20 protein-coding genes, 1 tRNA gene and 3 pseudogenes are annotated in these 23,353 nt (G+C 65.1%); 17 read left to right on the forward strand and 7 right to left on the reverse strand.

What is annotated here, in order from left to right:
* The first annotated feature begins 4 nt into the window (after positions 1-4).
* From JOF45_RS06555 to JOF45_RS13750, 3 genes are all read left to right on the forward strand, one after another.
* The gene (locus JOF45_RS06555) at positions 5-1,687 is read left to right on the forward strand and encodes a YcaO-like family protein (RefSeq protein WP_210048642.1); all 1,683 of its coding nucleotides are present in this window, start codon (positions 5-7) and stop codon (positions 1,685-1,687) included.
* Positions 1,688-1,734: 47 nt separating this feature from the next.
* Positions 1,735-2,295, forward strand: a complete 561-nt coding sequence (locus JOF45_RS06560) for a hypothetical protein (protein ID WP_210048643.1) — start codon at positions 1,735-1,737, stop codon at positions 2,293-2,295.
* A 162-nt stretch (positions 2,296-2,457) separates the two neighbouring features.
* Positions 2,458-3,033 (forward strand): transposase family protein, encoded by a 576-nt coding sequence (locus tag JOF45_RS13750; RefSeq protein ID WP_210048644.1) that lies wholly within the window; start codon positions 2,458-2,460, stop codon positions 3,031-3,033.
* Here the strand turns inward: JOF45_RS13750 and JOF45_RS06570 are convergent.
* Together JOF45_RS06570 and JOF45_RS13755 are read right to left on the reverse strand one after the other, a co-directional pair.
* Positions 3,003-4,189 (reverse strand): annotated as a pseudogene (locus JOF45_RS06570) (IS3 family transposase). The gene JOF45_RS13750 and the pseudogene JOF45_RS06570 sit on opposite strands and share 31 nt — an antisense overlap.
* A 55-nt stretch (positions 4,190-4,244) precedes the next feature.
* Positions 4,245-4,366: pseudogene (locus tag JOF45_RS13755) on the reverse strand (IS3 family transposase); the annotation flags it as partial.
* Between the two features lie 195 nt (positions 4,367-4,561).
* Here JOF45_RS13755 and JOF45_RS06575 point away from each other — a divergent pair.
* From JOF45_RS06575 to JOF45_RS06605, 7 genes are all read left to right on the forward strand, one after another.
* Positions 4,562-4,798 (forward strand): heavy-metal-associated domain-containing protein, encoded by a 237-nt coding sequence (locus tag JOF45_RS06575; protein WP_017791819.1) that lies wholly within the window; start codon positions 4,562-4,564, stop codon positions 4,796-4,798.
* A gap of 51 nt (positions 4,799-4,849) precedes the next feature.
* Positions 4,850-6,889, forward strand: coding sequence for a heavy metal translocating P-type ATPase (locus JOF45_RS06580; protein ID WP_210048645.1), 2,040 nt, complete (start codon positions 4,850-4,852; stop codon positions 6,887-6,889).
* 15 nt (positions 6,890-6,904) lie between these two features.
* On the forward strand, positions 6,905-7,336 hold the full coding sequence (locus JOF45_RS06585; protein ID WP_210048646.1) for a cupin domain-containing protein: 432 nt from the start codon (positions 6,905-6,907) through the stop codon (positions 7,334-7,336).
* Between the two features lie 35 nt (positions 7,337-7,371).
* Positions 7,372-8,277: an NADP-dependent oxidoreductase gene (locus JOF45_RS06590; protein WP_210048647.1), complete on the forward strand. Its 906-nt coding sequence runs from the start codon at positions 7,372-7,374 to the stop codon at positions 8,275-8,277.
* A gap of 77 nt (positions 8,278-8,354) precedes the next feature.
* Positions 8,355-8,942 carry a class I SAM-dependent methyltransferase gene (locus JOF45_RS06595; RefSeq protein ID WP_342591419.1) on the forward strand — a complete coding sequence of 196 codons (588 nt, stop codon included), beginning with the start codon at positions 8,355-8,357 and terminating at the stop codon, positions 8,940-8,942.
* 48 nt (positions 8,943-8,990) lie between these two features.
* Positions 8,991-9,719: a Crp/Fnr family transcriptional regulator gene (locus JOF45_RS06600; protein ID WP_210048648.1), complete on the forward strand. Its 729-nt coding sequence runs from the start codon at positions 8,991-8,993 to the stop codon at positions 9,717-9,719.
* Between the two features lie 58 nt (positions 9,720-9,777).
* Positions 9,778-11,655 carry a heavy metal translocating P-type ATPase gene (locus tag JOF45_RS06605; RefSeq protein WP_210051353.1) on the forward strand — a complete coding sequence of 626 codons (1,878 nt, stop codon included), beginning with the start codon at positions 9,778-9,780 and terminating at the stop codon, positions 11,653-11,655.
* Positions 11,656-11,677: 22 nt separating this feature from the next.
* Here JOF45_RS06605 and JOF45_RS06610 read toward each other — a convergent pair.
* A pseudogene (locus JOF45_RS06610) lies at positions 11,678-11,830 on the reverse strand (metal-sensing transcriptional repressor); the annotation flags it as partial.
* Positions 11,831-11,850: 20 nt separating this feature from the next.
* Between JOF45_RS06610 and JOF45_RS06615 the strand changes: the two are divergent.
* On the forward strand, positions 11,851-12,120 hold the full coding sequence (locus JOF45_RS06615; protein ID WP_210048649.1) for a tyrosine-type recombinase/integrase: 270 nt from the start codon (positions 11,851-11,853) through the stop codon (positions 12,118-12,120).
* A gap of 180 nt (positions 12,121-12,300) precedes the next feature.
* Here the strand turns inward: JOF45_RS06615 and JOF45_RS06620 are convergent.
* From JOF45_RS06620 to JOF45_RS06635, 4 genes are all read right to left on the reverse strand, one after another.
* Positions 12,301-12,386: transfer RNA gene (locus tag JOF45_RS06620), tRNA-Leu, on the reverse strand.
* Between the two features lie 79 nt (positions 12,387-12,465).
* A complete protein-coding gene (locus JOF45_RS06625) occupies positions 12,466-12,723 on the reverse strand; it encodes a type B 50S ribosomal protein L31 (RefSeq protein WP_210048650.1) in 258 nt (85 codons plus the stop codon).
* Between the two features lie 127 nt (positions 12,724-12,850).
* Positions 12,851-13,747 (reverse strand): sulfite exporter TauE/SafE family protein, encoded by an 897-nt coding sequence (locus JOF45_RS06630; RefSeq protein ID WP_210048651.1) that lies wholly within the window; start codon positions 13,745-13,747, stop codon positions 12,851-12,853.
* A gap of 4 nt (positions 13,748-13,751) precedes the next feature.
* Positions 13,752-14,537, reverse strand: coding sequence for an ABC transporter ATP-binding protein (locus JOF45_RS06635; protein WP_210048652.1), 786 nt, complete (start codon positions 14,535-14,537; stop codon positions 13,752-13,754).
* Between the two features lie 76 nt (positions 14,538-14,613).
* On the opposite strand from JOF45_RS06635, the gene serB reads away from it, so the two are divergent.
* From serB to JOF45_RS06665, 6 genes are all read left to right on the forward strand, one after another.
* The gene (gene serB / locus JOF45_RS06640) at positions 14,614-15,585 is read left to right on the forward strand and encodes a phosphoserine phosphatase SerB (protein ID WP_245324164.1); all 972 of its coding nucleotides are present in this window, start codon (positions 14,614-14,616) and stop codon (positions 15,583-15,585) included.
* 161 nt (positions 15,586-15,746) lie between these two features.
* On the forward strand, positions 15,747-17,858 hold the full coding sequence (tkt, locus tag JOF45_RS06645) for a transketolase (RefSeq protein WP_210048653.1): 2,112 nt from the start codon (positions 15,747-15,749) through the stop codon (positions 17,856-17,858).
* A gap of 55 nt (positions 17,859-17,913) precedes the next feature.
* Positions 17,914-19,038: a transaldolase gene (gene tal, locus JOF45_RS06650; RefSeq protein ID WP_210048654.1), complete on the forward strand. Its 1,125-nt coding sequence runs from the start codon at positions 17,914-17,916 to the stop codon at positions 19,036-19,038.
* A gap of 105 nt (positions 19,039-19,143) precedes the next feature.
* Positions 19,144-20,805 carry a glucose-6-phosphate isomerase gene (locus JOF45_RS06655; RefSeq protein ID WP_210048655.1) on the forward strand — a complete coding sequence of 554 codons (1,662 nt, stop codon included), beginning with the start codon at positions 19,144-19,146 and terminating at the stop codon, positions 20,803-20,805.
* Between the two features lie 20 nt (positions 20,806-20,825).
* Positions 20,826-22,382 carry a glucose-6-phosphate dehydrogenase gene (zwf, locus tag JOF45_RS06660; RefSeq protein WP_210048656.1) on the forward strand — a complete coding sequence of 519 codons (1,557 nt, stop codon included), beginning with the start codon at positions 20,826-20,828 and terminating at the stop codon, positions 22,380-22,382.
* A gap of 13 nt (positions 22,383-22,395) precedes the next feature.
* The gene (locus tag JOF45_RS06665; RefSeq protein ID WP_210048657.1) at positions 22,396-23,349 is read left to right on the forward strand and encodes a glucose-6-phosphate dehydrogenase assembly protein OpcA; all 954 of its coding nucleotides are present in this window, start codon (positions 22,396-22,398) and stop codon (positions 23,347-23,349) included.
* Positions 23,350-23,353: the final 4 nt, after the last annotated feature.

Raw genomic sequence — 23,353 nt, forward strand, 5'->3', positions numbered from 1 at the left:
CCAGATGACCCAAAACTGGCCACCGTCCCCGCTGCCTCGAACCTGGCGCGCACCTTCGGGGTATGTCACCCTTCCCCATTGGGCACAGCAGCACACCGAGCAGGCCCGCACCCAGTGGTCCCGCACTCGGGAGGAACGGATTCACGGCCTCATCCGCTGCGGTTACGCCGAAACACTGGAAGAGGTCCAGCCGTGGAGCGCTCTGGGTGAGGCACTGGCGGCGATGGCGGACCACCTCTCCCCTGCCGAAGAGGGAGGGGAGGTGCCCATCTGGGAGCTTGACCTCAGCGGTGAGAGCCGCCGCGGTTTCTTCCGCCCGGCAGTTAGCGAGCCGTGGGAGACCACGGACACCGATGCGGACTCCGATCCGGAGCAGCTCACCGGTGGGACAGCCCCGGGGCTGCGTGAGCGCACCCTCGGGGAGGTCGAGCTCCCCGAGCACCTCCTGGTCAACTCCGTTGCTTCCTATCTGGGGCATCCCGTCACCAACGCGATCGGCTGGACCACAGTCGCCCCGGTCACTGGGTCAACCCCGAACTGGAACAAATCAGAAGTTCGCACACTCTCCTGGTCAGGGCACACCACTTCCTATGAAAGAAGCCGCACAGCAGCCCTGGTCGAGGGGATCGAACGCTGTGTCGGTGCCCTGCAGTCAACAGGCGTCTCGACTCTCGCCGCTGGGAAGGACCTGCCTGGCCGGGCCGTCACTCCGAATGATTTTCCGGCCTACCCCGAGGATTTCTACCATCACCGGGGCGCACGCTATACCGAGAATGAACTTCACGAGTGGGTACGTGGCCGCAGTCTCAGCACAGATGAGCCAGTGTGGATCCCTCGTGAATACGTCTTCTACGGTGAACAGATGAGCTACCGGCGGTGGGCACTGTCAACCTCGTCGGGCTGCGCCACCGGCTCTTCCACCACGGAGGCAGCTCTCTTCGGACTGCTGGAACTTCTTGAACGTGATGCGTTCTTGACGTGTTGGCATGGTCAGATTCCGGCACAAAGAATTGCCCCAGAGTCGTTGCCTGGACTCGTACCGGTCCTGGCCCGTGCTCGGCTGCTCGGCTATGAGGTCGAAACCGGCCTGATGCCCTCCCCCACGGGAGTCCCGGCTGCAGTGGCGGTGGCCTCAGCCCCGGAGATCCGGGCGGTGGGTGCCGCCTGCCACCCTGATCCGGCTCGAGCGATCACCCAGGCCGTGGAGGAGGCATGGACCTATCTGCCCGAGCGTGTGCAGGTCGCCCGGAAGAACCCGGAGAGGATCGCCGAGGTCACCGCAGACCCCGAAAAGGTCACCGACATCGACGACCATCCTCTGGTGTTTGTTCCCGGCCAGGACCCCCGCTACGACAATTTCTGCGGCCCCGCTCCCGCTGTCCCTTTGAACGAGGCGTCATCGGACCTCACCGAATTTTCGTCCTTCTCCTCAGCCAGAGCGCTGCTGGACCACCTTGTTGGTGTACTCGATCGAGACGGGGTGGAAGTCTATGTGTATGTTCAGACCTCGGAGATCGAACGCAGCCTGGGCCTGGAGACAGTGATGGTGATTGCCCCTGATCTCCTTCCGATCGATTTCGGATGGGGGAATCAGCGGGTGCTATCCTCTCCCCGGCTTGCTGAGCTATCCCAGCGGTTCACCGGCGAGGCCCGGGAGCCCCTGCTTCTGCCTCACCCATTTTCCTGACCCGTCGCCGCCCCGTCCCCGGATCGAAGAGCTATGGATCACCCACTATGAATCAATCACCACGCAGCGTCATCGGCTTGTTGACCGTTTTTTCAGTGCTGTATCTGCTTCCCCTGATCTGGTCACCGGGCCTGGGACACCTTGCACTCTGCGTTGGGCTTTTCTTCACGGTGATGGGCAGCTCGGCAGTACTTCTGGCTCGTCTCGGTGTTAGAGGCAGAGCCCCCACCAAACAGGGCCTGGCCTTTGTGGGATTGACCTCCGGGTTGGAGTTCCTCGCGGTAGCCGCCGGTCTGATCGCCGGATTCGTGTGGGATGCGTGGTGGCTGCTCGGAGCGCTTCTTCTCAGCTCGGTGCTGCTGCATTTCCTGGCGATGACGTACGCATTTCGGCGTCCGATTGACTTCTTCCTCCTGCCGGTCATCTGTGCCTCTGCCGGCATCGCGTGGTTGGCCGACCGAGAGGACCCGCTCACGGCCTGGGGATATGCTGGCGGACTGGCCGCCGGGGCGTGCACGAGCTACGCCCTAGCCCTTATGTGGGGGGCACGGAGGAACAACCGCGCTGGCTCCAACCATGCCGATCCCGGCGCGGGAGCATTCAGTTAATCGGCTGCTCGGCGGGGTCGGTCCACTTCCCGGATTTCACCCCACGGTGGTAAATCGGCCATTCGCGGTTGAGCGTGGAGGTGTCGTGAGTCAAGGGGCTCGCGCCCTTGTTGGATGATGGGTTCTGCGAAGAATCACATCGTCTACCGAAGGACGCGAGCCATGTTCCAGCCTACGGGCCCACACCTGTCCCTGCCCACTGCCAGCAGCGTCATTGACGCAGTTCGGGATCCGACCTCGGTGGTGTTCAACCTGGACGGTTACCAGGTGCTCGCAGCCTGTGATCTGCCGCTGGGCGGCCGGCGGGTCAGCGCCGTTGCCAACAGCGTCGAGGCGGCCTGCCCTGACTGCGGGGTGGTCTCGACTCGGGTGCATCAGCGCACCCGCCAGAAGGTCAAAGACCTCGGCGTCGGCGGCAAAGACATCGAACTGGTGATCATCAAACCCCGGTTCCTCTGCGCCGAGGCCGCCTGTGCTCGGCGGACCTTCACCCAGGTCACCGACCAGCTTCCTTTCCGTGCCCGGTGCACCGCCCGGTTGAAGGCAGCCGCCGTCGAAGCAGTGCTGGATGAGGGGATGCCGATCTGGCGAACCTGCGCCCGCTACCAGCTTGGGTGGGCAACGATCAACACCGCCGTCACTGCCGATGCCCTCACCATCCCTGCCCCGGACATGGGGTCTGCTGAAGGTTCGGTTGACCGTCGGGCTTATGCCGCCAGGGCGACGGCATCCTTGTGAACGGTCTCGTATTCGACCGGAGTCAGCTTACCCAGCCTCCGCTGTCGGCGGCGGCGATGATAGGTCGCTTCGATCCAGTGAATGATCCGGGCTCGCAACTGATCCCTGGTGGCCCAGGACTGCCTGTTGAGCACGTTCTTCTGCAACGTCGAGAAGAAGCTCTCCATCGCCGCGTTATCCCCAGCAGCCCCGACCCGTCCCATGGACCCAGCCAGCTTGTATCCCTTCAGCGCCCGCTGGAATTTCCGTGAACGAAATTGCGACCCTCTATCCGAATGGACAATGCATCCGGCCACTTCTGAGGGTCCTCCGCGGCGGGAAACCGCATCATGCAGGGCGGCCACAGCCAGCCGTGATTTCATCCTGGAATCGATCGCATAGCCTACGATCCGGTTGCTGAAGACATCCTTGATCGCACATAGGTAGAGCTTGCCCTCACCGGTACGGTGCTCGGTGATGTCCACCAGCCATTTCTGATTCGACCTGGTGGCGGTGAAATCCCGGGCCAGCAGGTCATCACAGACTGGCGGGCCTGGCTTCTTGTGATTCTTCCGGCCCTTGCGCTGAGTGGCGGAGAAGATCTGCTGCTGTGAGCACAGCCGCCACGCCCGCCGCTCAGAGGCCCGGTACCCGGCGGCGGCGAGCTCATCGGCGATGAACCGGTGCCCGAGCTCCGGGTCATCAGCATGAACATCGATTGCGGCGTTGAGCAGGTGGGCATCCTCCCAATCCCGCTGAGAAATCGGGGCTGCTGCCCATTTGTAGAACGCTTGCTTGGTGAAACCCAGAACCCGGCAGGTCACCGCCACCGGCACCCCGGCGGCGGCAAGGTCACGGACCAGCGGGAACATCATTTTGGGGAGGCCCCACCCAGCTTCAAATTCGCCTGGGAGAGATACGCCGCAGCTTCGCGCAGGACCTTGTTCTCCTGCTCCAGCTCACGGATCCGGCGCAGCATCTTCGCCTGTTCCCGAGACTCCTCAGCATCCTTAGCCGGCTCGATCCCGTGCTCTTCGAGCTTCGCGGCCCGGACCCAGGACTGCAGCGCAGATTTCGAGCAGCCCATATCCGCGCAGACCTGCTTCTGGCTCATCCCGCCAGCAACCAGCTCCACGGCGGTCCGGCGAAACTCCTCGGTGTAGACGACTTTCGGCATGACTTCCATCCTTCCTGCTTTCTAAGCAGTCTTGAAGTCAACCGAACCTTCAGCAGACCCTATCGAGTTCCCCGTGGAGCCGCTCATGCTTCCACCACCACACGTATTCGAGGGTCGCAAGCTCGACCTGCTCGACCGTCCGCCAGGGCCTTGCTGACGGATCAGTTCGGCCTTGTAGACCTTCATGGCGCCCAGCAGATCAACCAAGAAGCGACTCACAGCACCCAAGTAGCTGGTGAGCCACAGAGAAGAGCTCCGAGCACGACTTGATCTAGGTCAAGGCTGAGGCTCTGTCAACACAATAGTCTGGGTCGTGAAGGCCAGGAACCTCCTGGTCGATCCCCGTTTCGGGGTGAAGCGAAAGGACTCATCATGGCGAACGCTACTGACACCACCCACACTCTGCTGCGCGCCGAGGGTTTCTCGTGCCCGTCGTGCGTGACCAAGATCGAGAAGCAGGTCGGCAAGCTCGATGGCGTCGAGAACGTGACGGTGCACTTCGCCTCGGGTCGCGTTGAGATCGACCACGATGAGACAAGAAGTTCCGTCGACGATCTCATTGCTGCTGTCGATAAGGCCGGCTATAAGTCGAAGGCCTCCGCGTTCTAGCCAAACAGCTCCTAACGCACGAAGTTCACCAATTCGAAAGGCGGCACATTCGTGAACGCGTTCCGTAAGTGGCGGTATGGCAACTGGTTCATTCCCGTTGTCTCGGGCCTCCTCATTCTCGTGTCGTTCGGCGTCGAAAAGCTCTTCGGCGGCAGCTGGAACGTCACGGTCGGCCCGCAATGGTGGATCGACGCTGGCGAACACGCCCACGGTTCTGGTCATGTGTTTACCCTTGCGAACGCGTTCATGCTCGCCGCAGCAATTGTCGCGGGGTACGGAATCGTCGTGAAGGCCGTCCGGGCACTGCTCGTAAAGTTCATCAGTATCGACCTGCTCGTATCGATTGCAGCGATCGGCGCGACACTCATCGGCAACTTCTGGGAAGCTGCCGCCGTGACGTTCCTCTTCGCGATCGGTCACGCACTCGAAGCCGGCACGATGAACAAGACCCGTGCAGCGCTCGCTGAGTTGGTCGCGGTGGCCCCCGACGTTGCAGTCGTGATGCGCGACGGTGAGCAGGTCGAGATCGCCGCACATCAGGTGCGCATGGGCGAGATCGTGCTCGTAAAGAACGGAGCGAAAGTTCCCGTCGACGGGCAGGTCGTGTCAGGCACCGGAGCGATCGACGAGGCATCGATCACGGGTGAGTCGATCCCTGTCGAAAAGACGAAGTCAGATCACGTGTTTGCGGGCACGATCTCGCGGGGCGGTTTCCTACAGGTCATGGCGACCGGCATCGGAGCCGACACGACGCTCGCGCGCATCATTCGCCGTGTCGAAGAAGCGCAGGATGCGAAAGCGAAAACGCAGGCATTCATCGACCGATTCTCGAAGTGGTACACGCCCGCGGTGATGGTACTCGCGCTTGCGGCGGGCCTCATCTCTGGTGACGTAGTGCTCGGCCTCACGTTGCTCGTGATCGGTTGCCCGGGCGCGCTCGTCATCTCGATTCCCGTGGCGATCGTAGCGGGAATCGGCCGCTCGGCCCGCAACGGGATTCTCATCAAGGGCGGCGAGTACCTCGAAACCTCGGCCAAGATCTCGGCCGTCGCAGTCGATAAGACGGGGACTCTCACCGAGGGCCGCCCGGTACTCACCGACATCGTTGTGCTCAATCCTGAAGCGGATCGGCGCGAGGTGCTTCGCTGGGCAGCCGCCGCAGAAGCAGGGTCCGAGCACCCACTTGCCCGCCCGATCCTCGACACCGCACGAGAAGAAGGAGTGGCCCCCGAGGGCCTTCCGGGATCGGTCACACCGGTCGTGGGCAAGGGGATCGTGGCCGACGCTCACGGCAAGCGGGTACTCATCGGTAACGTGCCGCTGCTCGAACAGTACGGGATCGTGAACGACGCGGGGGCGGCTGTGGCTGCGAACAAACTGGCAGCGGCAGGCAAGACCCCCATGATTGTCGCGGTCGATGAGAGCGTGCTTGGCGTAATCGGTGTCGCAGATACGATCCGCGAGGATGCCCCGGAGATGATCAGGCGCTTGCACGCTAGCGGGGTGCAGAAGGTGGTGATGCTCACCGGAGATACGCGCCTTGTCGCCGAAGCCATCGGTGAGGCGGTCGGTATCGATGAGATCCATGCTTCGTTGCTACCCGAGGACAAGCTCGACGCTGTCGCGCGGTTGCAGCGCGAGGGGCACACGGTCGCGATGGTGGGCGACGGCGTGAACGACGCCCCGGCCCTCGCGACCGCCGACATTGGTGTTGCCATGGGTGCAGCGGGCTCAGCGGTGGCCGTGGAGACGGCAGACATTGCCCTGATGGGCGACAACCTCTTGAAACTGCCCGAAGCAATCAGCCTCGCCAAACGCACCGTGAACGTCATGCGCCAGAACATCTGGATCGCGCTCATCACCGTTGTCGTGCTGCTCGTCGGGGTCTTCGCAGGGGGTGTCACGATGGCTATCGGCATGCTCGTGCACGAGGGATCGGTGCTCATCGTAATCCTCAACGCGATGCGCCTGCTGCGCAACACCCAAGGAGCCACTGCGTTGTCGAGGAGTGAACGCGCCCGAGCCGCACATGAAGCAGGCCGCCCGGTCGAACCAGCCACGGCCCAGAGTTCATCCGAACTTCCATCTTAAGAAAGGACCGCGCACATGAGTGAGAACCAGTTCAGCGTCGGCGAGAAGGCGACGCACTTCATCATCGACGAGGTCGCGAAAGCAAACACGTATTTTCGTCAGGTGCTCTGGACGGGAAAGCATTCCCAACTCGTTGCGATGACGATTCCGGTGGGCGGGGAGATCGGCGACGAGGTGCATGACACCACCGACCAGTTGCTGAGTTTTGTATCGGGCAGCGGAGAGGCCGACCTTGACGGCGAGACGCACACCGTTGATGCTGGCGACCTGTGCGCTGTCCCGGCCGGTACTCGCCACAACTTCCGCAACACTGGCGCTGAGCCTTTGGTGCTCTACACCGTCTATTCACCTCCGGAGCACGCAATTGACGCGGAGTATGCCACGAAGGAACTCGCTGATGCGGCAGAGGCTTCGGGTGAAGACGCTCCGCCACAGGCAACCACGTAAGTGTCACTCACCTGGAGAATGAGGAGAAGTCAATAATGTCGAAAGCGCTGGTCTTCGCCGCCTATGGCGGCCCCGAGACGCAGGAACTCGTTGAACGCCCCGCTCCGGCGCCTGGGCCTGGAGAGCTCGCGATCGAAGTGAAAGCGGCCGGGGTGAACCCTGCTGACTGGAAGATCCGTGCGGGGCAGATGGGCTCCCACTGGCCGCTTCCCGCACCGATGGGCCGAGAGGCCTCCGGTGTCGTCACCGCCGTAGGCGCAGAGGTCGAGAACTTCGCTGTCGGTGACATGGTGCTCGGCCTCGCGGCCAAAGGACAGGGAACGTTCGCGAAGCACACGGTGTTGGATGCGGCACAAACCGTCCAGAAGCCCGAAGAGCTTTCCTTTGCTGACGCTGCAGCACTGCCTGTCGCAGGGGCGACTGCGTATGACGTGACGCATCAGATCGAGCTGGAACCTGGTCAGACGATGCTGATTCTTGGCGCCGGAGGTGGGGTCGGGCTGATGGCGGCGCAGATCGGCAATGTGCACAAGTTCACGGTCATCGGTGTGGCCAGTGCAACGAAGCAGGAACTGGTGGAGTCGACCGGTGCGACGTTCGTTGCCTCCGGCGAGGGTGCGGCTGACCGGGTGCGTGCCATCGCGCCGGAGGGTGTTGATGTGCTCATCGACCTGGTCGGTGGGCAGGCGCTTCGTGATCTCGCGGTCGTCGCCAAAGACCCGAGCGTCATCATCAGTACCGCAGACCCGACCACCGTGCAGCAACTCGGTGGCGTAGCGGTGGTGCGCACGCGTGAAGGGCTCGAGAAGGTCACCGGCGTCGCCCAGTACGGTCTCGTCGACCCGCAGGTGACGGACCGGTACAGTCTCGATCGGGCTGCGGAGGCCGTCGCCATGGTGGAGGCTGGGCACACTGCCGGCAAAGTGATCATCGAACCATGACCCAGCGGCCTGAGGCACCGACGGACGCCGTATTCACAGCAGCACGGACGTCTGATCCTGTGGCCTCAATAAACCGGGTGGCCGATGCATACGGGTCGCCTGAGGTTGATATCGAGGGCATTCTCGGCGCCGAGATCTCACCGGATGACCCTGACCGTGCGGTCATCGAGCCGTGGGCCGCGGCAGTCGATGGCCCCATTCTTGATGTCGGCGCGGGTACCGGGCGTTGGACCGGTCGCCTCGCACGCCTCGGACACACGGTGGAAGGGCTCGAGCCATCGGATCGCCTCATCACGATTGCCCGAGCCAGACATCCCGCGGTTGTGTTCCATCACGATTCCATCGAAGATCTCGCCCGTTGCGAGACCCGCTGGGGCGGGATCCTCGCCTGGTATTCGACCATTCACATGAGCTCAGAAGAGCTCCTACACGCGCTCGCAACACTGCGCACTCGGCTGGGTGACGGCGGATCGCTGCTGATGTCCTTTTTCGCGGGGCCGCGGCGGGAGGCATTCGACCATCCGATCGCCGCCGCATACCGGTGGCCGATGAACAAAATGGTCGAAGCCCTCACCTACGCCGGGTTCGAGGTGATCGGGCAGCGCTCGAACCCGCGGACGCCACACGCGTACATCACTGCACGCGCCACCCCTGGCTTCAGCTGAAGCGCGTGTGTTGTGCCACGAGTCGCCATACTAGAAGGGAAGGGAAGGATGCCGTTGGCTGTTTCAACCGATGTGGATGCTGATCCAGCAAATGATCTCTGCGTGGCCCGTGTACCGCTGTTTCAAGGGCTCACACATGCGCAGCAAGTGGAAGTTGCGGGATTTGCACGTACCGTCCGATTAGACGCTGTCGAGCAGGCGTATACAGCAGGCTCGGATATGTCGCAGTTGATGGTGGTGCACACCGGTCAGGTGAAGATCGCTCGTACAAGTGCGGCTGGGCACGAGCAGGTGATCCGGGTCCTCGGTCCGGGCGACTTCATCGGAGAATCCGCGTTTCTCACCGGCACGAGACCCGATCACGCAGCAGAAGCGCTCGTGCATACCGAACTGTGCGTGTTCCGTCATGCCGATCTCGGGCGTCTCGTCGAGAAGCATCCGAGCATCGGGCTGCGCATGCTGCAAGGAGTGAGTCAGCGCTTGGATGATACTGAGGGGCGGCTGGCTTCTGTCATCTTCGGAAACGTGAGCTCTCGTCTCGCCGATTACCTGCTCTCGCTCCCTGCGACGCCAGGGCCGCGAGGAGCCATCGACGTGACGCTGCCGCTCGCAAAGAAGGACATCGCTTCGCTCCTGTCCACGACACCAGAGTCCCTCAGTCGGCAACTTCGCAAACTCACCGACACCGGGGTGATCTCACAACAGGAACAGGGGCGGATCACGATCACTGATGTGACCGCGCTCACCGCACTCTCAACCCTCTCGAAGAGAGACTGAGAACAGCACCGTGCCAGCCCAGACCATCGCCCCACGTACCTCGGAAGCGTCACACGCAATGTCATCGACGGGGGAATTTCTTCGCAACCGCAAGCTCATGATGTTCGTGCTCGTCGGTTTGGCGACCGGGGTTATGCTCTGGCTGACCGGCGCAGAGATGGCTCTCGGGGTCACCGCATACTTGGTGCTCGGTATCGTGATCGTGATCACCGCGATCGACATGTTCAAAGATCTGATGCGCGGGCATTGGGGGCTCGACATTCTTGCGGTCATCGCCATGATCGCGACACTCGCCGTACAGGAATATGTCGCGGGGCTCATCATCGCGTTGATGCTCACCGGAGGGGAAGCACTCGAAGACCTCGCCGCTCGCCGCGCGAGCCGAGAACTCGACCAACTGTTGAGCCGAGCCCCAGCATTCGCGGGTCGAATTCACCCGGTAACAGGTGAGGTCGAACGCATCGCGATCGAAGAGGTGAAAGTCGGCGACGAACTGCTGGTGCGCTCCTCAGAGATCCTCCCCGTCGACGGGGTGCTCCTATCGAATCACGCGACGATTGATGAATCATCCGTGACCGGTGAACCGATCCCGGTGAACTACCACGCGGGCGACCCACTGCTTTCTGGAACGGTCAACAGCACGACGAGCTTCACGATGCGCGCGCAGAAGGTGGCAGCCGATTCGAACTACGCCTCGATCGTACGGTTGGTCGAGGAGGCCGTGGACTCCCGGGCACCGATGGTGCGACTCGCCGACCGTTATGCGGTGCCGTTCACCATTGTGTCATTGCTGATTGCGGGCTTCGCGTGGTTTCTCAGCGAGGACCCGGTGCGGTTTGCCGAGGTGCTCGTCGTGGCGACGCCGTGCCCGCTGCTCATCGCCACCCCGGTCGCGTTCATGGGCGGGATGAGTTCCGCGGCAAAGCTCAACGTCATCATCAAAGACGGTGGCGTGTTAGAGGTGCTCGCCCGGGTCCGTGCAGTCGCATTCGACAAGACCGGCACCTTGACCGAAGGCAAAGCCGACGTCGTCGAGATTCACCCTGCTGCTCGCACCGTAGACGAGACGCTGCAGCTCGCGGCCGCCGCCGAGCAGTACTCCGTGCACGTGTTCGCCGATCCGATCGTGGCATCGGCACGCACACAGCAACTTGAGCTTCCCGAAGTGGTGACGGCCGACGAGGTGGCAACAAACGGTGTCCTCGCCTCCCTGGCAGACGGCACCTCGGTGCGAGTGGGCAAGCCCTCATTTATCGAAGAGGTGACCGGGCCGATCGATCGACCCGTACTCTCAGCTGGGGAGACGGCCGTCTACGTATCGGTCGGTGACGAGCTCGCCGGAGTGATCATCTTGTCCGACCCGATTCGTGAGCAGTCTGCAGAGACGGTGTCCCGTCTTCGCCGAGCAGGCGTAGCCGAGATCGCGATGGTGACCGGTGATATCACGTCGACCGCGGAGTCTGTCGCACACGCGGTCGACATTCAGACGGTGCACGCTGAGACCACTCCCCAGACCAAGGTGCGGATTGTGCAGGCGATGCGGCCGAGACCCGTACTCATGGTCGGCGATGGGATCAATGATGCCCCGGTGCTGGCGGCCGCCGACGTCGGTGTTGCGATGGCGGGCAGGGGTGCAACGGTCGCGAGCGAGTCAGCAGCGGCGGTGATCACCTCGAACGACATCGCGCGAGTGGCAGATGTGGCCTATGTCTCGCGGCGCACGGTGCAGATCGCCCTGCAGTCGATCTGGATGGGCATCATCATCTCAGTCGGTTTGATGCTCGTCGCCGCATCCGGCTATTTGCCGGCGGTGATGGGAGCGCTGCTGCAAGAGATTGTTGACCTTGTGGCCATTCTGTCGGCGCTCCGCGCGCTCCGAGCGCACCGGGGTGCGCGGCGCGAGAGCCCTGCTCGGCAGGAAGTGCCGGTAGGCTAACCCGCGAGGCCGACTCACACAGTCACGATCGGATCAGCCGGTTGACCGCGGCAGTGGCCTCCTGAATCTTCTCGTGGGCGGCCTCGTCGCTAAGCTTGGCGGCATCGAGCACACAGTGCTTCAGGTGATCATCGAGCAGCCCCGTCGCCACCCCCTGCAGCGGGCGGGGCCTGGCATGACACCGGGCTTGTGGTGGTGGATGAACTCGGGCGCGGACTGCGCCCGGCTACCTACTCGGCATGGTTCTGGAAACTGTGCGACTCCGGCGGGCACCGTCGTATCCGGCTTCACTCCGTGCGCCACTCGCTGGCCTTCTGGCTCCACTCCCTCGGAGCGCCACCGGCAGACGCAGCCGCGCTGCTGGGCCACACTGCGGAGGTCCACCTGTCCACCTACCTGCCCGAGTCCGGTGCAACCGGGATTCAGCGCGCAGCCCAGGCCCTCGGAGTAGCCGCCGTGGGATAAACCGGTCACAACGCCGGGCGTGCAGTGAATAGCAACCATTGCAGGCCGCAGGTTGTGACACGTTTTTGTGACACGCTCCCATGTGGAGACAAAGCAAGGCCCCGATCCGTAGCAACTCGGATCGGGGCCTTGCAGTACATTCGGCCTTGTCAGAGCGGGATTTCTCCCGTTCTGGGCCAGTGCGCGGAAGGGGACTTGAACCCCTACCCTCTTATACGAGGACTAGCACCTCAAGCTAGCGCGTCTACCTATTCCGCCACCCGCGCAGGTGGGCTGTCCGCGTCTCTGCTGATCAGCGCGACCAAGAGAGCTTAGCACGAGGACAGCCGCGATCTCTAATCGAGATCAGGACTTCTTGCCGAAGCCCTTGAAGCGCTTGTTGAACTTGTCCACGCGGCCTGCGGAGTCCATGATGCGCTGCTTACCGGTGTAGAACGGGTGCGAAGCAGCGGAGATCTCGACGTCGATGACCGGGTAGGTGTTGCCGTCCTCCCACTCCATAGTCTTGTCGGAGGAAGCGGTGGAGCGGGTCAGGACCTTCTCGCCGGAGGAGAGGTCGTTGAAGATGACCGGCTGGTACTGCGGGTGGGCGTCCTTCTTCATGATGGTGTCCTTTTCTTGTGCCGCTGGTCTTCGCTGAGCAGACTCGGTCTGAGGCGAAGCCGCCAGAAGCTGTAGGAGATGGAAGTTTCAGGCACAGATGTGCCAGCGATCTACTGTATCAGACCGGTCAGACCCAGCCGAAGAGGTTGTTGAGCATGACGGCCAGCGCCACCAGGCCCAGCGTCACGATGACAGTGCGCAGCACCACCGGTGACAGACGGCGCCCGACCCAGGCACCGATCAGCCCACCCACGGTGGAGCCCACTGCGATGATCAGCACCACTCCCCAGAGGATCACGCGGTCGTCGGGCTCTCGGATCAGGAAGTCGACGATGACGTAGCTGATCGCAGCGGTCAGGTTCACCACGGCCACCAACAGGTTCTTCACGCCGTTGGCCTGTTGGATGTTCGCCGCCAGGAAGATGCCGAGGATGGCCATGAGCAGGATCCCCTGGGCGGCCACGAAGTAGCCGCCGTAGATCCCGGCGAGGAAGACCAGCAGGGTTAGCACCAGGCCCACTGCCGGCATCGAGGGCGACTTCCTCTCCTCTGAGACATCGCGTTCCTCGCCCTCTTCGGCATCCATCGGCTGCTCACGGCGGGCCGCGCGGGCCTTCACCCAGCGGGAGAGCCGGGGCTGCAGGATGACGAAGGCCAGCGAGATGATGATCAGGACCGGAGCGGCACGGCCGAAGACCTCCTCCGGCAGCGTGATCAGCAGCGTGGCGCCGATGACGCCGCCCACCAGCGACGCCGGGATCAGCTTGGCCAGAATGCTCCTGACCTGCCGGATCTCCCGCCGATAGCCCCAGGCCCCGGTGAAGTTTCCGGCGATCAGACCCATGGCGTTGGAGACGGTGGCCGAGACGGGAGGCACACCCATCGCCACCAGCACCGGGAAGGTCACCAGCGTCCCGGAGCCGACCACCGTGTTGATCGCACCGGCCCAGATGCCGGCCAGCAGCACCAGAAGCAGCGCCCCCAGGCCGAGGCCGTTCAGACTGAAATCGAGAAGAGCGTCCATGAAACTACTGTTTCATAAAAGCGCTGTAGCGGCCCGAACGTTCCACCAGGTCCAGCGGCATGTCAAAGGTTCTCGAGAGGTTCTCAGCGGTCAGCGTCTCGCCCATCGGCCCAGCGCTGACGACCTGCCCGTCACGCAGGAGCAGCACATGGGTGAAGCCTTGAGGGATCTCCTCCAAGTGATGGGTCACCAGCACGGAGGTCGGCGCATCCTCCCACGCGACCAGCTCAGCCATCGAAGCCACCAGGGACTCACGGCCGGCCAGGTCCAGTCCGGCACCGGGTTCGTCGAAGAGCAGCAGCTCCGGGTCGGTCATCAGCGCACGAGCGATCTGCACACGCTTGCGCTCCCCCTCCGAGAGGGTGGAGAAGGGGCGATCGAAGACCGTGCCCACTCCCCACGTGTTGAGCAGGTCGAAGGCGCGGCGCTCGTCGAGCCTCTCGTAGTCCTCGCGCCAGCGTCCGGTGACTCCGTAGGCCGCGGTGACCACCGCATTGAGCGCCGTCTCACGCGGTGGAATGGTGTTGGCCACCGCATTGGAGCAGAAGCCGATCCTCGGACGCAGCTCGAAGACGTCCACCGCGCCGAGCGTCTCCTCCAACACGGAGACGCTGCCGGAGGTGGGGAACATCTGAGCCGCCGCCAGCTGCATCAGGGTGCTCTTTCCGGCCCCGTTGGGACCCATTACCACCCAGCGCTCATCGGCGCCCACGGTCCAGGAGACGTCATCGAGCAGAAGCTTGCGGCCACGGCGCACGGTGGCATGTCGGATATCGAGCACTGAACTCATGCGGATAACACTATCGAAGAGTCGATGCCGCTCATGCCGAACCCACCGGCCGCTGAGGCTATAGGGTGGTCCGGTGATGACCCACTCTCCTGATCTGCCCGCCGGGACGGTCGCGATGCTGGCGGCCGAACACCTCGACGCTGCGCTGATGCGTTCGCTGACCAAGGAGTTCGAACGCCGAGGCGCCGTCCACAGTGTGGAGCTGCGCGAGGTCGCCCTGCGCGAGACCGACGGCGCCGACGGCACCGCCCAGGCGGTGCGGTGGTCCGTGACGTTGGATGACGCCGACGACTCCTTCGGCTCCCAGCTCATCGAGGCCCTGTTCGAGGACGCAGTCGGGATCCTCGCCGAGACCAACGGTGGCCCCGAGCACGTCACCTCCACCGTCCTGCCCGTCCAGCACCGACCGGCCCCCGACTCCGGCGCGGCGCTGCTGATGGACGTCGACTCCACGCTGATCGACCAGGAGGTCATCGAGCTTCTGGCCCGCCACGCCGGCCGCGAGGCCGAAGTCGCCGCGGTCACCGAACGCGCCATGCGCGGCGAGCTGGACTTCACCCAGTCCCTCCATGCCCGGGTGGCCACGCTGGAGGGACTGCCCAGCTCGGTCATCGATGCCGCCGTGGACGCCGTCACCCCCACACAGGGCGCCCACGCGCTGATCGGCGCCTTCGCCGCCAAAGCATGGCCCGCCTACGCCGTCTCCGGAGGCTTCCTCCAGGTCCTCGAGCCGCTGGCCGGCCGATTGGGCCTGGCCGGCTTCCACGCCAACGATCTCAGCATCGATCAGGGCGCGCTGGCCGGGACGGTGGAGGGCGCGGTGGTCGACCGCGCGGCGAAGAAGGAATACCTGCTGGCCCGCTGCGCTGAGCACGGCCTGCAGCCCCACCAGGTCGTGGCGATCGGCGACGGCGCCAACGACCTCGACATGGTCACCGCCGCCGGCGTCGGCGTCGCGTTCTGTCCCAAGCCCGCACTGGCCGAACAGGCGGACCTGGTCATCAGGCATCGTTCGCTGGAGCTCGTCGCTCTGGCGCTGGGTCTCTAGAGGAGGGATTCAGCTCCCGGCCGCAGCGCTGTGAGCCTTCGGCAATCTCCTGATCATGGGAGAGAAATAGGCTCATCGGCGGTAGGCTGAGGAACAGCGTGGTACAACGATGTGCACGATCCTCGTTGTCAACTGTCACACATTCATTTGGAGGAAACTCAGTGACCGATCAAGCCGTATTCACCGACCTGGACAAGCGCGCGGTCGACACGCTGCGCGTGCTGGCCGCAGACGCCGTGGAGAAGGTCGGCTCCGGCCACCCCGGTACGGCGATGTCGCTGGCCCCGGCCGCCTACCTGCTCTTCCAGAAGGTCATGAAGCATGACCCCTCGGATCCGACGTGGATCGGCCGCGACCGTTTCATCCTCTCCCCCGGTCACACCTCACTGACCCTCTATCTGCAGCTCTACTTCTCCGGATACGGCCTGGAGCTCGACGACATCAAGGCCCTGCGCACCTGGGACTCCAAGACCCCGGGCCACCCCGAGTACGGCCACACCGACGGCGTCGAGATCACCACCGGCCCGCTGGGCCAGGGCCTGGCCTCGGCCGTGGGCTTCGCCTACGGCCAGCGCCGCTTCCGCGGACTGCTCGATGCCGAGGCTGCCGCTGGCGAGTCTCCCTTCGACCACAACGTGTGGGTCATCGCCTCCGACGGCGATCTGCAGGAGGGCGTCACCTCTGAGGCCTCCTCGCTGGCCGGGCACCAGGAGCTGGGCAACCTCAACGTCATCTGGGACGACAACAAGATCTCCATCGAGGACGACACCGACATCGCCTTCACCGAGGACGTCCTGGCCCGCTATGAGGCCTACGGCTGGCACGTCCAGCGGGTGGACTGGCTGAAGACCGGCGACTACGCCGAGGATGTCGAGGAGCTCTCCCGCGCCCTCGACGCCGCCAAGGCCGAGACCTCCAAGCCCTCACTGATCGCGCTGCGGACTGTGATCGGCTGGCCGGCCCCCACCAAGCAGAACACCGGCGGGATCCACGGCGCCAAGCTCGGCGGCGAGGAGCTCGAGGGCCTGAAGACGGCACTGGGCTTCGACCCCGAGCAGCACTTCCACGTGGACGATGAGGTCATCGCCCACGCACGGGAGATCAAGCAGCGAAGCCTCGAGACCCGTCAGGAGTGGGAGAAGGGATTCCAGGCCTGGCGCGAGGCCAACCCGGAGTCCGCCGAACTCTTCGACCGCCTCTCCGAGGGCCGGCTGCCCGAGGGCTGGGAGTCCGAGCTTCCGGAGTTCCCCGCCGGCGAGGCCGTCGCCACCCGTGCGGCCTCCGGCAAGGTGCTCAACGCCGTCGCCGAGGTGCTGCCCGAGCTCTGGGGCGGCTCCGCCGACCTGGCCGGTTCGAACAACACCATCCTCTCCGGCTCCCCGTCCTTCGTGCCGAGCGATCGCTCCACCGATAAGTTCGAGGGCAACCCCTACGGACGGAACCTGCACTTCGGCATCCGCGAGCATGCCGCCGCGGCCATCACCAACGGCATCCAGCTCTCCGTTCCGCTGCGCACCTACAACGGCACCTTCCTGATCTTCTCCGACTATCAGCGCCCCGCCGTCCGGCTGGCCGCACTGATGGGCGTGGGATCGATCTTCGTCTGGACCCACGACTCCATCGGTCTGGGCGAGGACGGTCCGACCCATCAGCCGGTCGAGCAGCTGACCAGCCTGCGCGCCATCCCGAACCTGGACGTGGTCCGCCCCGGCGACGCCAACGAGGTGGCTGTGGCCTGGCGCGAGGTCCTCAAGAGCTCCGAGCGGCCTGCCGGCCTGGCCCTGACCCGCCAGGGCATCGCCACCTTCGCCCGCGGAGCCGGAGAGGCCACCGCCACCGAGTTCGGCTCGGTCGAGGGTGCGGCCAAGGGCGCCTATGTCCTGGCCGAAGCGGTCCGGGACGGCGCCGTGGTGACCCCCGACGTCGTGCTGATCGCCACCGGATCCGAGGTGGAGTTGGCCGTCGAGGCCCGCGAATCCCTCGCCGAGGAGGGCGTGGCCGCCCGCGTGGTCTCCGCCCCCTGCCTGGAGTGGTTCGATGGGCAGGATGCCGACTACCGCGAGAAGGTCATCCCGTCCTCGGTGAAGGCACGCGTGGCCGTGGAGGCAGGGCACCCGATGACCTGGTACCGCTACGTCGGCGACGCCGGCCGTGTGGTCGGTCTCGACCACTTCGGCGCCTCGGCCGACTACAAGACCCTCTACAAGGAGTTCGGCATCACCTCCGAGGCCGTGGCCGCCGCGGCTCAGGAGTCCATCGCTGCGGCCTCCTGACTCCGGTCAGACACGGCCGCGCCAGAACTCAGATCTCGGAACAGGAGAACACTCCATGACTGCAAACCCGAACACCCAGGCCCTCTCCGATGTGGGCGTCTCCATCTGGCTCGACGATCTGTCCCGCGAGCGGCTGAACTCCGGCTCGCTGGCTCAGCTCATCGAGACCCACAACGTGGTCGGTGTGACCACCAACCCCACGATCTTCGAGTCCGCCCTCCAGAACGGCGAGGCCTATGAGCAGCAGCTCGCAGAGCTGGCGGCCAAGGGCGCCGACGCCGAGCAGGCGGTCTTCGAGATCACCACCTCTGATGTGCGCGAGGCCTGCGACGTCTTCGCCGGAGTCCACGCCGCCACCGACGGCGTGGACGGCCGCGTCTCCATCGAGGTGGACCCACGCATGGCTCGCGACGCCGACGCGACGATCGCTGAGGCCAAGCGTCTCTACGACGCAGTGGGCCGTGAGAACGTGATGATCAAGATTCCCGCCACGGTGGAGGGCATCGAGGCCATCGCCGCGACCCTCGCCGAGGGCATCAGCGTCAACGTGACCCTGATCTTCTCGCTGGAGCGCTACCGCGCGGTCATCAACGCCTTCATGCTGGGCCTGGAGAAGGCCCACGCCGCCGGCCGCGATCTGTCGAAGATCCACTCGGTGGCTTCCTTCTTCGTATCCCGCGTGGACGGCGAAGTCGACAAGCGTCTGGAGCTGGCCGCGGAAGAGGGCAAGCCCGGCACCGAGAAGCTTCGGAGCCAGGCCGCCATCGCCAACGCCCGCCTGGCCCACCAGATCGCCGGAGAGTCCTTCAGCTCCGAGCGCTGGCAGCTGCTGGCTGATCGCGGTGCCCACCCGCAGCGCCTGCTGCTGGCCTCCACCGGCACCAAGGACCCCAACCTCTCGGACACCCTCTACGTGACGGAGCTGGCCGCAGCGGGAGTGGTGAACACGATGCCGGAGAAGACGCTGAACGCACTGGCCGACCACGGCGAGATCGACGGCGACACCATGACCGACACCTACGTGGAGTCCAACCGGGTCCTCGACGGCATCTCCGCCGCCGGGATCAGCTACCGCGAGGTGGTCGATCACCTGGAGGCTGACGGACTGTCCAAGTTCGACAAGTCCTGGGAAGGCCTGCTCGGAACCATCACCGAGGGCCTCAAGCGCAACGACAGCTGAGGCTGTCCGCTCTGTACGGTGCCCCGTCCCTGCTCGCCGCGCAGCGTGCCGGGGCACCGGTCAGGGCTGACAGCCTGACCCTTCACCCGAAAGGATGCACAGATCATGAGTTCGCTTTCGCTGAGCCTCCGCGGCGCCGCCCGCGAAGCCGCCGACCATCACGTCCCGGGACTGGTGGATCACGAGTTCGCCTCACGGCTGGCAGCCCAGGACCACACTCTGTGGGGAACCGCCGCAGAGGACGAGGCTTCGAAGCGTCTGGGCTGGGTGAGCCTGTTCGAGGACTCCCGCTCCCTGCTCCCCCGCATCGCCGCACTGCGTGAGGAGCTCGCCGCAGAGGGCGTGGACCGCGTGGTCCTCGCCGGCATGGGCGGCTCCTCCCTGGCGCCCGAGGTCATCTGCGCCACAGACGGCGTGGAGCTGACCGTCCTGGACTCCACCGATCCGCAGCAGGTCGCCGCCGTGATCTCCGAATCCCTGGAGCGCACCGTGCTGGTGGTCTCCTCCAAGTCCGGCTCCACCGTGGAGACCGATTCCCAGCGGCGCATCGTCCAGCAGGCTCTGAGCGAAGCCGGCATCGACGCCCAGGCCCGCACCGTGGTGGTCACCGACCCGGGCTCACCGCTGGCCGAGCAGTCCGCCGAGGCCGGAGTCCGCGCCATCTTCGAGGCCGACCCGAGCGTGGGCGGGCGCTACTCCGCCCTGACCGCGTTCGGCCTGGTCCCGGCCGGACTGGCCGGTGCCGACGTCGAGGCTCTGCTGGAGGACGCCGAGGAGACGATGGCCGTGCTGGCCGAGGACGACTCCTCCAACCCTGGCCTGCAGCTGGGATCCGCCATCGGTGGCTCCCTGTCCTCCCGTCCGGACGGAGTGCTGCGCAACAAGCTGGTCATCACTGATGCCGGTTCTCCGCTGGTGGGCCTGGGCGCCTGGATCGAGCAGCTGATCGCCGAGTCCACGGGCAAAGAGGGGACCGGCGTGCTGCCGGTCATCGTCGCCGACGGTGAGCCCGAGCTGCACACCGACGCCGAGGACCTGCTGATCACCCAGATCATCGACGTCGACGCCGAGGACGGCGCTTCGGTGGACGGCGACGACGCCGACACCGTGGTCAGCCCCCACGTGGTGCGCACCGGGGGAAGCCTGGGCGCCCAGTTCATGCTCTGGGAGATCGCCACCGCCGTGGCAGGCTCCCTGCTGGGCATCAATCCCTTCGACCAGCCCGACGTCGAGTCCGCCAAGAAGGCTGCCCGCGGTCTGCTGGACTCTCCCGCACCCGAGACCGCAGAACCGGTGGTCGACGGGGCCGTGGAGATCCGCGTCTCCGGAACAGAGTCTGTGACCGGCCAGACCGTCTCAGAGGTCCTGGGCTCCCTGCTGGAGCAGCTGCCCTCCGACGGCTACCTCGCCGTGATGGCCTATCTGGACCGCATCGCAGAGGCTTCCCTGGAGGAGATCCGGCCGCAGCTGGCCGCTGCGGCCGGCCGGCCCACCACCTTCGGCTGGGGACCGCGCTTCCTGCACTCCACCGGACAGTTCCACAAGGGCGGCCCCCACGTCGGGGTCTTCCTGCAGATCACCGCCGGAGCCGCAGAGGACCTCGAGGTGCCTCAGCGGCCGTTCACCCTGAGCCAGCTGATCTCAGCCCAGGCCGATGGGGACGCACAGGTCCTGGCAGGCCACGGCATGCCTGTGGTCCAGCTTCACCTGAGGGACCGCGCCGCGGGCCTGCAGCAGCTCACCGACGCCGTCGACTCACTTTCCTGAGCAGGAGGAACAAGCCGGATATGAAGAACGGCAACCCGCTGCGCGATCCGCGCGATCGTCGGCTGAACCGGATCGCCGGACCCAGCGCCATGGTGATGTTCGGCGTCACCGGCGATCTGGCACGCAAGAAGCTGCTGCCGGCGATCTATGACCTGGCCAACCGGGGCCTCCTCCCGCCGAGCTTCTCCCTGGTGGGCTTCGGGCGCCGAGAGTGGACCCATGAGCAGTTCGCCGAGGAGGTCCTCGGCCATGTGAAGGCCTCGGCACGCACCGCCTTCGACCAGCGCGTCTGGGACCAGCTCTCTGCCGGTCTGCGCTTCGTCCAGGGCGAGGGCTTCGACGACGATGATGCCTTCGCTCGGCTCGGCGAGACCCTCAAGGAGCTGGAGACCTCCCGCGGCACGCGGGGCAACCACGCCTTCTACCTGTCCATCCCGCCGAACTCCTTCGAAGTGGTCTGCCAGAAGCTGGCCGCCCACGGGTTGGCCTCACGCGATCAGGTGCAGTCGCCGTCGGGCTCTGCCCAGCAGCCCTGGAGCCGCGTGGTCATCGAGAAGCCCTTCGGACATGACCTGGAGTCCGCCCGGGAGCTCAACCGCGTGGTCGAGGAGGTGTTCCCTCCGGATGCGGTCTTCCGGATCGACCACTACCTGGGCAAGGAGACGGTCCAGAACCTGCTGGCACTGCGCTTCGCCAACCAGCTCTTCGAGCCGCTCTGGAACAACCAGCATGTGGATCATGTCCAGATCACCATGGCCGAGGACATCGGCATCGGCGGACGGGCCAGCTACTACGACGGTGTGGGTGCGGCCCGCGACGTCATCCAGAACCACCTGCTCCAGCTCCTGGCGCTGACCGCCATGGAGGAGCCCATCTCCTTCGATGCGGATCATCTGCGTGCTGAGAAGGAGAAGGTGCTGGCCGCGGTGAAGCTGCCGGAGGACCTGGGCGCCGCCTCAGCCCGGGGCCAGTACACCTCCGGCTGGCAGGGCGGGGAGAAGGTGGTCGGCTTCCTCGACGAGGAGGGCTTCAACCCGGAGTCCAAGACCGAGACCTACGCCGCGCTGAAGCTGGACATCAACACACGCCGCTGGGCGGGGGTCCCCTTCTACCTGCGGGCCGGCAAGCGTCTGGGACGTCGAGTGACTGAGATCGCCGTGATCTTCAAGCGCGCTCCCAACCTGCTCTTCCAGGACCACGAGGACGACGAGTTCGGCCAGAACGCCGTGGTCATCCGCGTGCAGCCGGATGAGGGCGCCACCATCCGCTTCGCCTCCAAGGTGCCGGGCACCCAGATGGAGGTCCGTGATGTGACCATGGACTTCGGCTATGGACATGCCTTCACCGAGGACAGCCCTGAAGCCTACGAACGCCTCATCCTGGATGTCCTGCTGGGCGAGCCCCCGCTGTTCCCCCGTCATGAGGAGGTCGAGCTCTCCTGGAAGATCCTTGATCCCTTCGAGGAGCACTGGGAATCCCTGGAATCCCAGCCGGAGCCCTACGCCCCAGGCAGCTGGGGCCCGGATTCCGCCCATGAGCTGCTGGCCCGCGACGGACGCACCTGGCGCAGGCCGTGAGAAAGAGGTCGCAATGATCGTCGACATCCCTGACACCACCACCTCCAAGGTCTCCAAGAAGCTGGCCGAGCTGCGGGAGGACGGCGGCGTGGTCGCCCTCACCCGTGTGCTGACCCTGGTGATCCTCGCTTCGAGGGACAATGCCGAGCCGGCCATCGCCGCGGCGAACCTCGCCTCCCGCGAACATCCCTGCCGGATCATCGTGCTGGCCTCGGGGAGCTCCTCCGAGGAGACTCGCCTGGACGCCCAGATCCGCGTCGGAGGTGACGCCGGGGCCTCGGAGGTCCTCATCCTCAACGCCGGCGGCGAACTGGCCGAGCAGTCTGAGGCGATGATCTCTGCTCTGCTGCTGCCCGATGCACCCATCGTGGCCTGGTGGGCCGACGAAGTCCCTGAGGATGTCAGCGCCACACCGATCGGTCGCATCGCACACCGCAGGATCACCGACAGTGCCATGGCGGCCGCGCCGGTGGCCACCTTGGAACGGCTGGCCCACTCCTACGACGACGGCGACACCGACTTGGCCTGGACCCGTCTGACCAGGTGGCGCATCCAGCTGGCCAGCATCCTGGACTCCATGGACCCCCGCACCGTCACCGCGGTGACGGTGGAGACTCCTCCGGAGCTTCCCAGCGCCGTGCTGCTGGCCGCCTGGCTGCAGAAGTCGCTGGACGTGCCGGTGCGGCTGCACCGCAGCGCCACCGACAACGGGCTCAGCAGCGTGCGTCTGCACCTGAGCGATGACAGCCGCGGCGGCGATGAGATCGTCCTGTCCCGGCCCGTCGGCGACATCGCCTCTCTGCACCTGCCCGACGGTCCGGTGCAGCAGGTTCCGATGCCGCACCGGACGCTGGAGGACTGCCTGGCCGAAGAGCTGCGCCGGCTCGACGCCGACGAGGTCTTCGGTGAGGTGCTCGTCCGCGGTCTGGCCTCCGTGGACCTCACCGTCTGCCGCACCGCGGCCTGACCGC

It is taken from the genome of Nesterenkonia lacusekhoensis, assembly GCF_017876395.1.
Taxonomy (GTDB): domain Bacteria; phylum Actinomycetota; class Actinomycetes; order Actinomycetales; family Micrococcaceae; genus Nesterenkonia; species Nesterenkonia lacusekhoensis.